Consider the following 13,336-nt stretch of genomic DNA (forward strand, 5'->3'; position numbering starts at 1 on the left):
AGACTCCCATGAACGCCACCGCTCAGACCCGTCAAGCCATTCTCGAAGCCCTGGACGCCACCCGCGCGGCCTGCCCTCACCTGCCGGCTCTGGAGATCGCCCAGCGCCTGGAGATCAGCGAGGGCGAGCTGCAGGCCGCCCGCCTCGGCCGCGACGTGCTGACCCTGCCGCTGTCGCCGCATGCGCTGGCCACACGCTTTCACCAGTTGGGAGAGGTCAAGGCGCTGACCCGCTCGCGCCACGCAGTACTCGAGCAGCAGGGCCGCTACCCGGCGCTGCGCGGCTCGGAACAGGCCGGCCTGCTGCTCGCCCCGGGCGGGCTCGACCTGCGCCTGCACCTGGCCCAGTGGCACTGGGCCTGCCTGATTCGCGACCGCCTGCCACGCCGTGATGGCGAGACCACCGAGCGCCTGAGCCTGCAGGTCTTCAACCGCCATGGGATTGCCCTGCACAAGGTCTTCTCGCTGGCAGACGAAGCGCCCGAGGCATGGCATGAGCTGGAGACGCTGGGTGTTTGCGATGCGCCCGCCTTCACCCAGTTCGTCGAACCGTCGCCGCGGTCTCTTCCACGGCTTCCCACCCTGGCCGACGAGTGGGCGCGAATGAGCGACGTGCACCAGTTTCTTGGCCTGCTGCGCCGCCACGAGCTGCGACGTCACGAAGCCAATACGCTGATGGAAGGCCGCTTCACTCGCGCTCTTCGGCCATCGACATGCGGCCAGGCACTGTTCGAGGCGGCCGCAAACAACCTGCCGCTGATGCTGTTCGTCGCCAGCCCCGGCTGCGTACAGATCCGCACCGGAAAGGTGCCGGCACCGCAGCGTATGCGCGGCTGGCTCAACCTGTTCGGCGAGGATTTCACCCTGCATCTGGACGACGCCAATATCGCCAGCGTATGGCAGGTGCACAAGCCCAACCGCGACGGCGGCGTGACCAGCCTGGAGGCCTTCGACACCCAGGGTGGGCTAGTGCTGCAGATCTTCGCCGAACGCCGTGAGGGCCAGCCCGAGCGCAGCGAGTGGCGCCAGTTGCTGGATGGCCTCGACGCCCGGGAGGCAGCGGCATGATGCTCCCGTCATGGCTGAGCTGGCTGGCCAGCCTGGCCTTGCTGGTGTGGCACATGCAGGCGTCGGCCGCACCGCCACGCACCGTGCTGATCGGCAGCGACGTGGCCGAGATCGTGGCCGCCCTCGATGACCTGGAGGGCGTGGTGGGGCGCGACGATACCAGCCAGTATCCCGCAGCGATCGCCGCCCTGCCCTCGGTGGGCTACCTGCGCCAGCTGGCAGCTGAGGGCATCCTGACGCTGGCCCCGGAGCGACTGATCGTGGGCGCCGCGGCCGGCCCACGCGAAGTGCTGGCCCAGCTCGAGGCGGTGGGTGTCGAGGTGGTGCGCATCGAGCAGGGGACGAGCCTGGCGGAGCTGCCCGACAAGGTGCTGGCGGTAGCCAACGCCATCGGTCGCGACGCCGAAGGCGAAGCGTTGGCGATCGAGGTCGAGACAGATCTCGCCCGGCTCGAAGCACTGCGTGAGGAAGCGCAAGGAGCCGAACTGAGCGCCATGTTTCTGCTCAGCCACAGCGGCATGACGCCCATGGCCGCGGGACGCGATACTGCTGGCCAAGCCGTTATCGAGGCGGCCGGGGCACGCAACGCTTTCGCAGGCTTCAGCGGCTACAAGGCGGTGGGCGCGGAAGCTCTGGTGGGTGTGGCGCCGGAGATAGTGATCGCCACCCGCAGTGGGCTCGCGGGCATAGGCGGCGAGGCACGGCTATGGCAGCTCCCCGGGCTCGCCATGACGCCGGCGGGACGCGAGCGCAACCTGATCGTATGTGACGACCAGGCGCTGCTCGGCTTCGGCCCGCGCACGCCCGCCACGCTGATGGCCCTGCATGCGGCGCTGCACTCCGCGGGTGACGCTACCGTCATCGAGGAGGGCTGCTGGAGAGTGACATCATGAGCCGTGCCGCTGCTCTCTATCAGCGGCGCATCGCCACCATGCCTGGCCGGCATCGTGGTGCCCTGACAGAAGTCCGCATACTGCTCGCCCTGACCATGGTCGTGCTAGCAGCACTGCTGGTCGGAGCCATGAGCGGAAGTGCCGGATTGTCGCCCAAAGTGCTGCTCGGCGAGTGGCCGACACCACTGGCCTGGCAGGTGTGGTGGCAGCTGCGCCTGCCGCGCCTGCTGCTGGCCGCGCTGGTGGGCGCCATGCTGGCCGGCAGCGGGGCGGCCATGCAGGGACTGTTTCGCAATCCGCTCGCCGATCCCACCCTGCTGGGCCTGGCCAGCGGTGCGGGGCTTGCCGTGGCACTGTGGATCGTACTGTTCGATGGTGCCGCCGGCACTTTCGGCCTGTATGGCCAATTCCTAGCCGGCTTTCTCGGCGCGCTGTGCGTGTGCGTGCTGGTGTTCGCCCTGGGCCAGCGCCGGCACGGCCAGGAGGCGCTGTTCACGCTGCTGTTGGCGGGGCTCGCGATCAATACCCTGGCGGGTGCAATGGGCGGCGTGATGGCCTTCATCGCCAGCGACGAGCAGTTGCGCCAGCTCAGCCTGTGGGGCATGGGCAGCCTGTCGCATGCGCTGTGGAGCGCCACCCTGGGGGCGCTGATCGGCATACTGCCAGCGCTGTGGTGGCTATTGCGCTGCGCCCCTGGGCTCGATCTGCTGCAACTCGGCGAGCTAACCGCCTACGGCGCCGGGCTAGATGCCCCGCGGCTCAAGCGCCGCGTGGTCGTCGCCACGGCCCTGGGCGTGGGACTGTGCGTGGCGCTGGCCGGTATCATCGGTTTTCTCGGCCTGCTGGTGCCCCACTGCCTGCGCCTGTGGCTGGGGCCAGGGCATCGGCTGCTGCTGCCCGCCTCGATGCTGGGCGGCGCCCTGCTGTTGATCGTGGCGGATACCCTGGCGCGCACCCTCGCCAGCCCCGCCGAGATCCCGGTGGGACTGCTCACAAGCCTGCTTGGCGGCCCCTATTTCCTGTGGCTGCTGCTCAAGCGGAGGGCACAATGCTGAGCCTGATCGACGCCGGCTTCACCGAAGCCCCTACGCTCGCCCCCTTGAGCGATCACCTCGAGCCGGGAGAGCTGACGGCGATCGTCGGCCCCAACGGCGCCGGCAAGAGCACCCTGCTGTCGCTGCTCTCGGGCTATCGCGCTCCCGGGCGCGGCAGCGTCTGCCTCGATAGCAAGCCACTGTCCTCCTGGGCAGCGGTCGAACTGGCCCGACGCCGCGCCGTGGTGGCGCAAAAGCTGACTCTCGGCTTCGACTGGCCGGTGCGCGAACTGGTCGCATTGGGCAGCGAAGCCTCGCCAGAGGAAGTCGAGGAAGTACTGGCCATGCTCGATCTCGAGGTACTGGCCGGGCGCGGCGCGCAGAATCTTTCGGGCGGCGAAGCCCAGCGTGTGATGATCGCCCGGGCGCTGTGTCAGTTGGGCCTAGGCCGCACCGCCGGGGTCTCGGCCAACAGCGTTCTGCTGCTCGACGAACCCACCAGCGCACTGGATATCGGCCAGCAGCAGCGCCTGATGCGTCTTCTGCGCCAGCTAGCTGAGCGGCAGCGTCTGGCGATCGCCTGCGTGCTGCACGACCTCAACTTGGCGGCGCGCTACGCTCATCGGGTCTGGTTGTTGGAGCGCGGCAGGCGGATCGCTGCTGGGCCACCGATCGAGGTGCTCGACGGTCGCATCCTGGCGCGGGTATTCAAGGCAAAGCTGGTCACCAGCCGTCAGGCCGATGGTTCACCACTGGTAGTGCTGGCGTCTTGACACGACCCACCCCAAACGCAGCAGCCCCGGTCGATGACCGGGGCTGTGCGGAGTCTTGCCGCCTTCAGGCCGTGACGGGATCCGGTTCCGTCTCGACGTCACGCATCATCGTCTCGAAGGGCATGCCGGCCCGGGTCGCTGGCGTCACGGACTGCACCTCGCCCCCGGTGTCGTGGTCGCGCGTCTTGGCGTACTCCACGGCCTCGATGGCGCTCTTGCCGTGATCGATGGCGGCCAGCGCCCATTTCCAGCCGGTGCCATACGCCACCGGGCCGCTGACCGGAATGCGCACCAGCTTGTTGAACATCTCGAAGACACCGTCGGGCCCGGCGATGATCATCTCGACCCGCGTCACATGCGGCTTGTCGTTGCGCGGCGCCCCGGCGTTGAGCCACTCCATGACCTCCCACCACTCCTGCTGCTCTCCGGCGAAGGCGACCCACTCACCGCTGTCGAGCTGGAACAGCTTCTGCGCATGGTTGTAGGTCGAGCCGTTGACACTGATCAGCGAATCCGTCGCCAGCGTGGTCCCATCCCATACGATCGTGGTCATGCGAGTACCTCTCTGAAACGTGCGCGGGCCTCAACGTAAAAGTAACGAAGCCCCTTGCGTCAGGCGCAGAGTAGAATCGAAAAACGCAAGAAATCGACACATAGAATAACCAATTCGTCACCCGCCAAAACGAGGGACTAGCGCCGGGGGCGGCATCAGATCGGGCTATGGACGCGATGCCTGACTCACCCGCTCGAGCCCCTCCTCGGCAATCAGTCCCTGGGTGAAGGCGTGCTCGGCCATGGCAAGACTGTCGTCGGCCAGCACCAGGTCGCAGCCGATATGGCGGATCTCTTCGCGCAGCGCGTCGATGGCACGCTCGCGCTCGGGCCGGCGCTCCACCCGGCGAATGTAGACCGCACGGATCCGCTCGGGATGCTCGTGCACGATGCGGGCGTAGACCTCGGGATCGTGCTGGCCGCTGTCGCCAATCAGCACGCAGGGCAGCTCGTCACGCATCGACAGCATGTGCTGGATCATTTCGTATTTGTGGTCTTCGGCACGCCGCGGCCAGGGCTTGCGCCACGAGATGCCCCACTCGCGCAGGAACAGGATGGGCCCCACCGGGATGCGGTTGAGCTGGAAGAACTCCTCCAGCATCTCGTAGATGCTCCAGGGGCCGCGCGAAACGTAGAGGATCGGTCGCTTGGCCGTGCCGCTACTGCCGACATGCAGCGCTTGGTAGAAGGCTGCCACGCCGGGAAAGGCCATGCGCTGATGCGCGCGCTTGACGAACAGACGATGCAGCATGCGCAGCTTGTTGGCTACGCCGGTGTACATCACCGTATCGTCGATATCGCTGATGACCAGTAGATCGGCCTCGGCCGGGGGAATGTAGACCTCGGTGAAGGACTGCACCGGCTCCACGCCCGGCAGCACCACGTGAAGTTCGGCGTGGTGCCAGGCGCTGTCCCGCGGCAAGGGAGCATCGAGGGGCATGTGGACGTCGAAGTAGCCGTCGCGATCGGTCGTGACGGTGGTGACGTTCTCCCCCAGCGTCACCTCGACGGTGGCCTCGGGAAGCCCGTGGCGAACGAGGCGCCTCAGGATATCGGCAAGATCGCGCAGTATGCCATAGCGGGGGATCACCTCGCCCAGCGCGGCCTGGCGGAACACCCGACCCATCAGGAAGACCTCATGGCGGGAGCCGTAGCCACGGTAGGGGTGCACCACGTAGCCACCTCGCCCGCGGTCGCGTCTCATCGGACGGGCAGCAATGTGCAGCAGGCGCCGGAGAAAACCGCTCATCGTCTCCCCCGAGGCAACTGCAGCCGATCCTGGCAATACGTCATCGCTTCCTCCCTGAAACTCGACAGGGTCCGGCTTACGCCGGACCCTGACTTTAGTGTGGAGGATCTTGTCGCAGAATCAACCGCCTATGTATTGCTTAGTTACGCTCGTTCAACGCAGCAGGTCGCGCACGTCCTTAGCCTCCCAGTGAGGGAAGTGTCGGCGGATCAGCGCATTGAGCTCGAGTTCGAAGGCAGCCCAGTCGACCTCGCCGTATGTCTGTGTCGACCCCTCGGCAGCGCTGCGCACCATGCCCGCCCCCACGGTCACATTGGAGAGCCGGTCTATAACGATGAAGCTGCCGGTCCCGGGGCTCTGGTCGTAGGCGTCGAGCGGCACCTCGGCCGTCAGCTCGAGCCGGCAGCGGGCGATGGCGTTCAGCTCGAGTCGCTCGGCCTCGTGCCGCTCCAGGGTGTTGACGTCGACCTGGTGGTGAATCGCAGTCACGCGGCCGGCCACCGAACGTCCGGCCAGGCGGATGTCGTATTGCCGTCCGGGTGACAAAGGCTGCTCGTGCATCCACACGATGTCGGCATCGAAAGCATTGGTCAGGCTGACCTCGGCATCCTCGGCGACGATCCAATCGCCGCGGGAGATATCGATCTCGTCTTCCAGGGTCACCGTCACCGCCTGGCCCGGCCACGCCGCCTCCAGATCGCCGTCGAACGTGACGACCCGCTCGATGCGGCTGGTCTTGCCCGAGGGCAGCGCCTTCACGGCCAGACCGGGGCGCAACACTCCGGCCTCCAGCGTGCCGGCATAGCCGCGGAAATCAAGGTTGGGCCGATTGACGTACTGCACCGGGAAGCGCAGGTCGACCAAATTACGGTCGCGGCTCACCTCCACCGTTTCCAGCAGTTCCAGCAGGGCCGGCCCTGCCTCGCCATCGATTTGGTACCAGGGCGTGCGGTCGCTACGGTTGACCACGTTGTCGCCCTCCAGCGCCGACATCGGCACGAAGCGCAGGTCCTTGACCGAGAGCTGCTCGGCGAAGCGCCGGTAGTCGGCGACGATCTCGTTGAAGCGCGCTTCGTCGAAGTCCACCAGATCCATCTTGTTGACCGCGATGACCAGGTGCTTGATGCCCAGCAGGTCGGCAATGAAGCTGTGGCGCCGGGTCTGGGTCTGCACGCCGTAGCGGGCATCGATCAGGATGATCGCCAGGTTGGCAGTGGAAGCCCCGGTGGCCATGTTGCGGGTGTACTGCTCGTGCCCCGGGGTGTCGGCGATGATGAACTTGCGCTTGTCGGTGGAGAAGAAGCGGTAGGCCACGTCGATGGTGATGCCCTGCTCGCGCTCCGACTGCAACCCGTCGACCAGCAACGCCAGGTCCACGGCGTCGCCGGTGGTGCCGCTCTTCTTCGAATCACGGGTCAGCGCCGCCAGGTGATCGTCGAAGATCATCTTGGAGTCGTGCAGCAGCCGACCGATCAGGGTCGACTTGCCGTCGTCGACGCTGCCGCAGGTGATGAAGCGCAGCAGGTCCTTGTTCTCGTGCTCGTGCAGGTACTGCTCGATATTATCGGCGATCAGTGTCGATTGGTGTGCCATCAGAAGTACCCCTCGCGCTTCTTCTTCTCCATCGAGCCGGCCTGGTCGTGGTCGATGGCCCGGCCGCTGCGCTCGCTGGTGCGGGTCAGCAGCATCTCCTGGATGATCTCGGGTAGGGTGTCGGCCTTGGACTCCACCGCGCCGGTCAGCGGGTAGCAGCCCAGGGTGCGGAAACGCACCCAGCGCTCCTCGGGCACCTCGCCGGGGGCCAGCGGCAAACGCTCGTCGTCGACCATCACCAGCATGCCGTCGCGCTCCACCACCGGGCGCGGGGCGGCGTAGTAGAGCGGCACGATGGGGATCTGCTCGAGGTAGATGTACTGCCAGATGTCCAGCTCGGTCCAGTTGGAGAGCGGGAAGGCGCGAATCGACTCGCCCTTGTTGACCCGGGCGTTGTAGAGGTTCCACAGCTCGGGACGCTGGCTCTTGGGGTCCCAGCGATGGAACTTGTCGCGGAACGAGAAGACCCGCTCCTTGGCGCGACTGGCCTCCTCGTCGCGGCGGGCGCCGCCGAAGGCGGCATCGAAGCCGTACTTGTCCAGCGCCTGTTTGAGCGCCTGGGTCTTCATCACGTCGGTATAGCCGCTGGAGCCGTGGTCGAAGGGATTGATGCCCGCGGCACGCCCCTCTTCGTTGATGTGCTCGATCAGCTCCATGCCCACCTCACCCGCCATGCGGTCGCGGAAGGCGATCATCTCGCGGAACTTCCAGGTGGTGTTGATGTGCATCAGCGGGAACGGCGGCGGCCCAGGGAAGAAGGCCTTGCGCGCCAGATGCAGCATCACCGAGGAGTCCTTGCCGATGGAATAGAGCATCACCGGGTTGCGGAACTCGGCCGCCACCTCACGGATGATGTGGATCGACTCGGCTTCCAGCTGCTGGAGATGGGTCAACCGGCGCGGCGACAGGGAGGCCGGCGAGTCGGAAGCCGGGGAGGCCGGCTTGTGCTCGGGAGCGTTGAGACTGGTCATCGGCCCGGATACCTCGCATGACGATGGGCAGTAAAAATCATGCACACAGGGTAACGTCGAGCCAATAATAACGTAAAAGAATGATTGCCTATCTTTTTAGACCAAAAAAGAATCAAAGCTCATAGGTCAATCCGCTCGATCCAGGTCAGCCACTCCTCGCCCTGAAGATCGAAGATTCGAAAACCGGGACGCGACGCCTCGTCGATGGCGAAGCCCTCGGAGCCGGCCAGGAACTGATCGGTCGTGGAAGGGCAGCCGTAGACCCGCACCTCGCCATGCTCGAGCACTTGCCGCCCGGCAAAGGCCTGATGGATGTGACCGCAGAGAATCGCCTTGACCTGGGGGAAAGCGGACAACCCTTCCCACAAGGCATCGCGATCCTTGAGCCCGATCTCGTCGAGCCAGGCCGAGCCCACCGCGAGCGGCGGGTGGTGCATTGCCAGCAGAGTCGGTCGGGCGTCCTCGGCAAGACGTTCGACGAGCTGCCCCAGGCGCTCCTCGCCCAACTCACCGTGCGCATGCCCCTTGACGCAGGTATCGACGATCAGCAACCGCCAGGCGCCCAGATCGATATCGTCGTGGATGACCTTGACGTCCCGCATCAGCTCCTGCTGGTCGTGATTGCCTCCCAGCCAGAACCAGGGACACTCCAGTGTCGAGAGCACTCGATGGGCATGCTGGTAGGAAGCAGCCGTCTCGTCCTGACTGATATCGCCGCTGACGAGGACGACGTCCGGACGCTCGGCGCGAACGGCCGCCACCACGGACTCGAGCTGGCGCAAGGGGAAACCGGCACGCGAGCGGGCAGCGGGGTCGGCATGCAGGTGGCAATCGGTGAGCTGCGCCAGGCGCATCATCCCGGCAGTTCCGTCACGTTGGTGGGGTGGCCGTGCTCCAGGCCATGGGCCAACCATTCCCCCAGAAAGCGGTTGAGCTGGAGCTTTTCGTCGGGTTGGTGCATGCGCACGTTGGGATAGCGGTAGCGCCCGTTGAAGTGGCGCTCGCGCTGGAAATCGGTGACTTCTGCCATGCGCACGTCGTGATAGAGGTGCACGCGCATGCAGGGGGGGTCGATGACGGCGTCCATCAGGCCGCTCTGGCTCACACGCGCGATGGTCGTGTAAGGCGCCCGCTCCAGCACCGACAGCCACAGGGTGCCGAATCGACCCCGCCCGCCGGTCAGCTCGAGTTCGCGCGTTTCGCCCGCCCCCAGATCGCCCAGCAGCCGAACCAGGCGCAGGTAGTTGGCGCTGCACTCCCCCTGCAGGCCTTTCAGATCGGTGACATAGGCGGTTCTCGCCACGCTACCCCCTTGCTCTTAGAGATGCTCGTTCGGCCGCCAACCACTGGAGGGCGATCAGACACATGGCATTGTCGAGTCGTCCAGCCTGCAAGAGTTCCCAGGCATGATGAAAAGGTAACACGTGAACGCGAATATCCTCATGCTCTTCGTCCAGGCCATGCACGCCACCCAGCCCGTCACAGTCGACCAGAGCACAGAACAGCGTCACTCGCTCCGAGCAGGCACCGGGGCTCGGATAGTAGGTATAAAGCTCGATCAGGTCGGAGACCTCGCAGCCGGCCTCCTCCATGGCCTCCCGCCGGGCCACCTCGGCAGCACTCTCGCCCCCCTCGACCAGACCGGCGACGATCTCGAGCTTCCACGGGGACTCGGGATCGTCCAGCGCACCTGCACGGATCTGCTCGACCAGGGCCACGCTGTCGCGCTCTACATCGTAGAGCAGCACGCCAACGGCGTCATGCCGCACATGCACCTCACGCACCATCTTGCCGCTCCAGCCGCCCTCGAACAGGCGATGGCGCAAATACACCTCGTCCAGGCGGAAGAAGCCCTGGTGCAGGCAGCGACGCTCGATCAGCTCGACATCGGCGCCGCCAAAGCTGGGCAAGCGGGCAGCATCCCGGCCGCTTTCCTGATTATCGGTCATGCAAACCTCCGAGTCTGCGAATGGCGACCATTATCGTGACCGGAGCCGGCCATGCCAACCATCGCCATGCCGATCCATGCGCCCCTTGCACGAGGCGCACGGGCAGGCAAGCCGTCAGAGTCGGGAGAGCAGCGCCCTGGCCTGCGCTCGCAGCGCCTCGTCCGATGCCTGGCGATCCTCGCGGGCAGTGCCGTCGGCGGCACGCTGAGCATGCTCGCGTGCCTCCTCGGGGCGCCCTTCTTCCTCGAGGAAGGTAGCATAGTAGTAATTGACGTCGATGCCGTCGGGGCGGATCTCCAGGGCGCGCTGGAACATGCGCTCGGCGGTCTCGCTGTCACCGAAACCGATGGGGAAGCCCGGCGCACGGTCGTACAAGGCGCCCAGCGTCACGTAGGCCGAGCCGTTGCCGCCCTGCGGATCGAGCTCGATGGCGCGCTCCAGGGCATCGCGCGCCGTGCGGGCGCTGCCCAGCGCCCCCAGACCGCTGCGCTCGCGCGCATGCGACGCCTCGATGATGCCGTACCAGATCAGCGGCTGGGCCTCGTCGGCATTGGCCTCGGCCAACCGCTCGGCTTCGCTGGCCAGCGACTTGAGTGCGGTGCGACGCTGCCCCTCGGCTTGCTGCGTGTTGATCCGCTCCCAGCGCTGCTTGAGCGCTTCCACTTCGCTCTCCCAGGCCAGAGCACCTGCAAGAGGGGCGAGCAGCAGGCCGGTACCCAGGGCGGCGGCGAGCAACTGACGTCGTAGCATGTCCAGACTCCTTTCTTACCTTTGGCGGATTGTTCTTGGGATACGGCGTTGCCGTCTCTCGGAATGTAACGAACGTTTGAATGATACGCCAGCCCATCATCGGTCCGAGACTGGTTCCGGCGGTATCAATGACGTATGTTGCTCACGCTAGGCAACGAAGGAGCGCTACGGCATGAAAGGCCGCAACATGACGCGCTGGCGCGACCCGGCCAAGGATCCGCGCCAGGAACCCAAGAGCAACCTGATCACCGCCGAGGGCGCCGAGCGACTGCGCGGCATCCTCGATCATCTCTCCCGGGTCAAGCGTCCCGCCCTCTCGGCCAAGGTGGGTGAAGCCGCGGCGCTGGGCGATCGCAGCGAGAACGCCGACTACACCTACAACAAGAAGGAGCTCAATCGGGTTATCGCACGCATCCGCTACCTGACCAAGCGGCTCGATGAGCTGCAGGTAGTGGACCGGCTGCCGGCGGATACCGACAAGGTCTTTTTCGGCGCCTTCGTCACGCTGGAGGACGAAGAGGGCGAGGAGCTGCGAATCCGCATCGTCGGCCACGACGAGACCGACACCGCCAAGCGCTGGATCAGCGTCGACGCCCCGCTGGCCAGGGCCCTGCTCGGCAAGGCGCTGGACGACGAGGTCACGGTAAAGGCGCCGGCAGGCGATACGACCTACCTGATCACCGAAATCGCCTATCGGGATTCTGCCCCCCGGGCACGATAAACCCGAAACCGCCGATCATCGGCCAGGATCTCGAATCCACCGAAAGCGCGTTCCAGCAGGTCCGGATAGGGCAGAAAGGCATTGGCTACCAGTAGCAGCGTTCCGCCCGGCAGCAGATGCGCGGGCGCCTCGCGAATCACGCGGCCAGCCGGTCCGTAGTCGATACTGCGCTCCTGGTGGAACGGCGGGTTGCTGACAATGGCGGTGAAACGACGGCCGTCGAGCGCCGAATAGACATCGCTGCTCAAGGCCTCCCCCTCGAGGCCATTGGCCGCCAGGGTGCGTCGGGCGGCTTCAACCGCGAAGGCATTGACGTCGACCGCGGTCACGCGATGGCCGCGACGCGCCAGCCAGGCGGCGAGGATGCCGTCGCCACAGCCCATGTCGAGCACGTCTTGCGCCCTGCCGGGTTCCGGCAGCTCCGCTTCGAGCCGCTCGAGCAGCAGCCGGGTGCCCTCGTCCAGCTTACCGTGGCCGAACACGCCGGGATGGCTGACGAGCGTCAGCCCCTCGGCTTCGAAGGTAGTCCAGGCCGCATCCGGGTCGATGCCGACTTCGCCGAGGCGCGTCTCGAACAGGATGCAGCGCCGCGCACTGTCGAGCTTGCGACAGCCCAGCCCCAGAGCCGCCAGCACCTTGAGCACCCGCTTGATGCCGCCCTGGTTCTCCCCCACCAGCTGCAGCGGCGTGCCCGGCGGCAGATTGGCGCACAGCCACAGCAGCCACCACTCGCCGAGCAAATGGCTCTTGGGCCAAAACAGCACCGCGCCGGGCAGCCCCTCACCGGGCACGGCATCGAACGGCGAGAAGGCCGGGCGCCCGCGCTCGCGCCAGGCTTGCAGCACGCCATGATCGGCACTGACGACACTGCCCTGCCCCGCCTCGAGCCAGGCATCGCGCGGCGGCGCCACCCAGAGCCAACCGCGATAGTCGGCCTCCTGGCGCTCCAGCAACTGGCAGACGGGCGTTTCGGCACTCATGGCGCGCGCTCCTCGTTTGTCGGTTCGTCCTTCGTCAGCGTATAGAGCAGGTAGCGGCCCAGTCGCCAGTGCGGCTCGGCCTGGCAGTAGCGCCGCTCCAGGGCCACCAGACGCTGCCAGTCGTCCTCGCTGGCCGGCGGCTGGCGCAGGTAGTCATGAAAGACGCGGATGCCCGCCACGCCGCGGATCGACAGGCCGCACTCGCGGCTCCAGGCAACGACCTGCGCATGACTCAGCGGCGAGATGGGGGTGAGCCGTTGACGCTTGCCAGTGCCTTCGAGGCGATCGTCCAGCGCCTTCTGCAGATTGCCCTTCACCACGTTGGACATGCGCAGCGCATCGCGATTGAACACCATCAGCGACAGCTGGCCACCGGGGGCAAGCCCCTCCGCCAGAGTGGCAAAGGCGGCGCGGGGATCGCTGAGCCACTCCAGTACGGCGTGGCAGGCGATCAGCTGCCAAGGGCCGGGCGCATGATCCGAAAGTGCCTGCAGCGGCGCCTGCACGAAGCTCACCGGCAGGCCATCGAGCGCCTCCCGGGCCTGGTCGAGCATGTCGCCGGCGGGCTCCAACAGCGTCACCGGGTGGCCGCGCCGGGCGAACCAGGCGGAAAGCTGGCCCAGACCGCCGCCCACGTCCAGCAGCGGCTGGCGATCGAGGTCGAGCAGTCGCGGCAGCAACTCGTCTAGCAGGATCAGGCGCAGTTCACCGCGCGGGCCGCCATAGAGGCTGCCGGCGAATTTCTCGGCCAGGCCGTCGAAGTGACGGTCACCGGCAGACGAGAGCGGAGTGGAATCGGTCATG

General features: G+C 66.5%; 15 protein-coding genes. 5 read left to right on the top strand and 10 right to left on the bottom strand.

Annotated features, from left to right (window positions below; genetic code table 11):
- The first annotated feature begins 8 nt into the window (after window positions 1-8).
- Genes HNO53_RS15435 through HNO53_RS15450 form a run of 4 tightly spaced genes read left to right on the top strand, consistent with a single transcriptional unit; the run spans window position 9 to window position 3,767 of the window.
- Complete coding sequence (locus HNO53_RS15435; RefSeq protein WP_209473491.1) at window positions 9-1,067, top strand: ChuX/HutX family heme-like substrate-binding protein; 1,059 nt, start codon at window positions 9-11, stop codon at window positions 1,065-1,067.
- Complete coding sequence (locus HNO53_RS15440; RefSeq protein ID WP_209473492.1) at window positions 1,064-1,960, top strand: heme/hemin ABC transporter substrate-binding protein; 897 nt, start codon at window positions 1,064-1,066, stop codon at window positions 1,958-1,960. The genes HNO53_RS15435 and HNO53_RS15440 overlap by 4 nt, the downstream gene beginning before the upstream one ends.
- Window positions 1,957-3,015 carry a FecCD family ABC transporter permease gene (locus HNO53_RS15445; RefSeq protein ID WP_242597442.1) on the top strand — a complete coding sequence of 353 codons (1,059 nt, stop codon included), beginning with the start codon at window positions 1,957-1,959 and terminating at the stop codon, window positions 3,013-3,015. The genes HNO53_RS15440 and HNO53_RS15445 overlap by 4 nt, the downstream gene beginning before the upstream one ends.
- Entirely contained in the window at window positions 3,009-3,767 is a 759-nt protein-coding gene (locus HNO53_RS15450) for an ATP-binding cassette domain-containing protein (RefSeq protein ID WP_209473493.1), read from the top strand. Before HNO53_RS15445 ends, HNO53_RS15450 begins: the two co-directional genes overlap by 7 nt.
- Window positions 3,768-3,831: 64 nt before the next feature.
- Here HNO53_RS15450 and HNO53_RS15455 read toward each other — a convergent pair whose 3' ends face one another.
- The 8 genes from HNO53_RS15455 to HNO53_RS15490 all read right to left on the bottom strand — a co-directional run bounded on the left by HNO53_RS15455 (window position 3,832) and on the right by HNO53_RS15490 (window position 10,831).
- The gene (locus HNO53_RS15455; protein ID WP_209473494.1) at window positions 3,832-4,320 is read right to left on the bottom strand and encodes a 20S proteasome subunit A/B; all 489 of its coding nucleotides are present in this window, start codon (window positions 4,318-4,320) and stop codon (window positions 3,832-3,834) included.
- Between the two features lie 165 nt (window positions 4,321-4,485).
- Window positions 4,486-5,568 carry an App1 family protein gene (locus HNO53_RS15460; RefSeq protein WP_209473495.1) on the bottom strand — a complete coding sequence of 361 codons (1,083 nt, stop codon included), beginning with the start codon at window positions 5,566-5,568 and terminating at the stop codon, window positions 4,486-4,488.
- Between the two features lie 153 nt (window positions 5,569-5,721).
- On the bottom strand, window positions 5,722-7,161 hold the full coding sequence (gene cysN / locus HNO53_RS15465; RefSeq protein WP_209473496.1) for a sulfate adenylyltransferase subunit CysN: 1,440 nt from the start codon (window positions 7,159-7,161) through the stop codon (window positions 5,722-5,724).
- Window positions 7,161-8,132, bottom strand: coding sequence for a sulfate adenylyltransferase subunit CysD (gene cysD, locus HNO53_RS15470; protein WP_242597443.1), 972 nt, complete (start codon window positions 8,130-8,132; stop codon window positions 7,161-7,163). Before cysD ends, cysN begins: the two co-directional genes overlap by 1 nt.
- A 119-nt stretch (window positions 8,133-8,251) precedes the next feature.
- Window positions 8,252-8,986 (bottom strand): phosphodiesterase, encoded by a 735-nt coding sequence (locus tag HNO53_RS15475; protein WP_209478674.1) that lies wholly within the window; start codon window positions 8,984-8,986, stop codon window positions 8,252-8,254.
- Entirely contained in the window at window positions 8,986-9,435 is a 450-nt protein-coding gene (locus HNO53_RS15480) for a DUF1249 domain-containing protein (protein ID WP_209473497.1), read from the bottom strand. Before HNO53_RS15480 ends, HNO53_RS15475 begins: the two co-directional genes overlap by 1 nt.
- Window position 9,436: 1 nt before the next feature.
- Window positions 9,437-10,081, bottom strand: a complete 645-nt coding sequence (locus HNO53_RS15485) for an NUDIX domain-containing protein (protein ID WP_209473498.1) — start codon at window positions 10,079-10,081, stop codon at window positions 9,437-9,439.
- Between the two features lie 114 nt (window positions 10,082-10,195).
- Entirely contained in the window at window positions 10,196-10,831 is a 636-nt protein-coding gene (locus HNO53_RS15490; RefSeq protein WP_209473499.1) for a TRAP transporter TatT component family protein, read from the bottom strand.
- A 172-nt stretch (window positions 10,832-11,003) separates the two neighbouring features.
- Here HNO53_RS15490 and greB point away from each other — a divergent pair, with 172 nt between their 5' ends.
- On the top strand, window positions 11,004-11,552 hold the full coding sequence (gene greB, locus HNO53_RS15495) for a transcription elongation factor GreB (protein ID WP_209473500.1): 549 nt from the start codon (window positions 11,004-11,006) through the stop codon (window positions 11,550-11,552).
- Here the strand turns inward: greB and HNO53_RS15500 are convergent.
- Entirely contained in the window at window positions 11,522-12,532 is a 1,011-nt protein-coding gene (locus HNO53_RS15500) for a methyltransferase (RefSeq protein ID WP_209473501.1), read from the bottom strand. The genes greB and HNO53_RS15500 overlap by 31 nt on opposite strands.
- Complete coding sequence (locus HNO53_RS15505; protein WP_209473502.1) at window positions 12,529-13,335, bottom strand: methyltransferase domain-containing protein; 807 nt, start codon at window positions 13,333-13,335, stop codon at window positions 12,529-12,531. Before HNO53_RS15505 ends, HNO53_RS15500 begins: the two co-directional genes overlap by 4 nt.
- Between the last annotated feature and the right edge of the window lies 1 nt (window position 13,336).

The sequence above is a fragment of the Billgrantia antri genome (assembly GCF_017868935.1).
Classification (GTDB): Bacteria; Pseudomonadota; Gammaproteobacteria; order Pseudomonadales; family Halomonadaceae; genus Halomonas; species Halomonas antri.

Coding starts and splice junctions, on each gene's coding strand:
- HNO53_RS15435 (WP_209473491.1), top strand. CDS start 9: ATGAACGCCACCGCTCAGACCCGTCAAGCCATTCTCGAAGCCCTGGAC.
- HNO53_RS15440 (WP_209473492.1), top strand. CDS start 1,064: ATGATGCTCCCGTCATGGCTGAGCTGGCTGGCCAGCCTGGCCTTGCTG.
- HNO53_RS15445 (WP_242597442.1), top strand. CDS start 1,957: ATGAGCCGTGCCGCTGCTCTCTATCAGCGGCGCATCGCCACCATGCCT.
- HNO53_RS15450 (WP_209473493.1), top strand. CDS start 3,009: ATGCTGAGCCTGATCGACGCCGGCTTCACCGAAGCCCCTACGCTCGCC.
- HNO53_RS15455 (WP_209473494.1), bottom strand. CDS start 4,320: ATGACCACGATCGTATGGGATGGGACCACGCTGGCGACGGATTCGCTG.
- HNO53_RS15460 (WP_209473495.1), bottom strand. CDS start 5,568: ATGAGCGGTTTTCTCCGGCGCCTGCTGCACATTGCTGCCCGTCCGATG.
- cysN (WP_209473496.1), bottom strand. CDS start 7,161: ATGGCACACCAATCGACACTGATCGCCGATAATATCGAGCAGTACCTG.
- cysD (WP_242597443.1), bottom strand. CDS start 8,132: ATGACCAGTCTCAACGCTCCCGAGCACAAGCCGGCCTCCCCGGCTTCC.
- HNO53_RS15475 (WP_209478674.1), bottom strand. CDS start 8,986: ATGCGCCTGGCGCAGCTCACCGATTGCCACCTGCATGCCGACCCCGCT.
- HNO53_RS15485 (WP_209473498.1), bottom strand. CDS start 10,081: ATGACCGATAATCAGGAAAGCGGCCGGGATGCTGCCCGCTTGCCCAGC.
- HNO53_RS15490 (WP_209473499.1), bottom strand. CDS start 10,831: ATGCTACGACGTCAGTTGCTCGCCGCCGCCCTGGGTACCGGCCTGCTG.
- greB (WP_209473500.1), top strand. CDS start 11,004: ATGAAAGGCCGCAACATGACGCGCTGGCGCGACCCGGCCAAGGATCCG.
- HNO53_RS15500 (WP_209473501.1), bottom strand. CDS start 12,532: ATGAGTGCCGAAACGCCCGTCTGCCAGTTGCTGGAGCGCCAGGAGGCC.
- HNO53_RS15505 (WP_209473502.1), bottom strand. CDS start 13,335: ATGACCGATTCCACTCCGCTCTCGTCTGCCGGTGACCGTCACTTCGAC.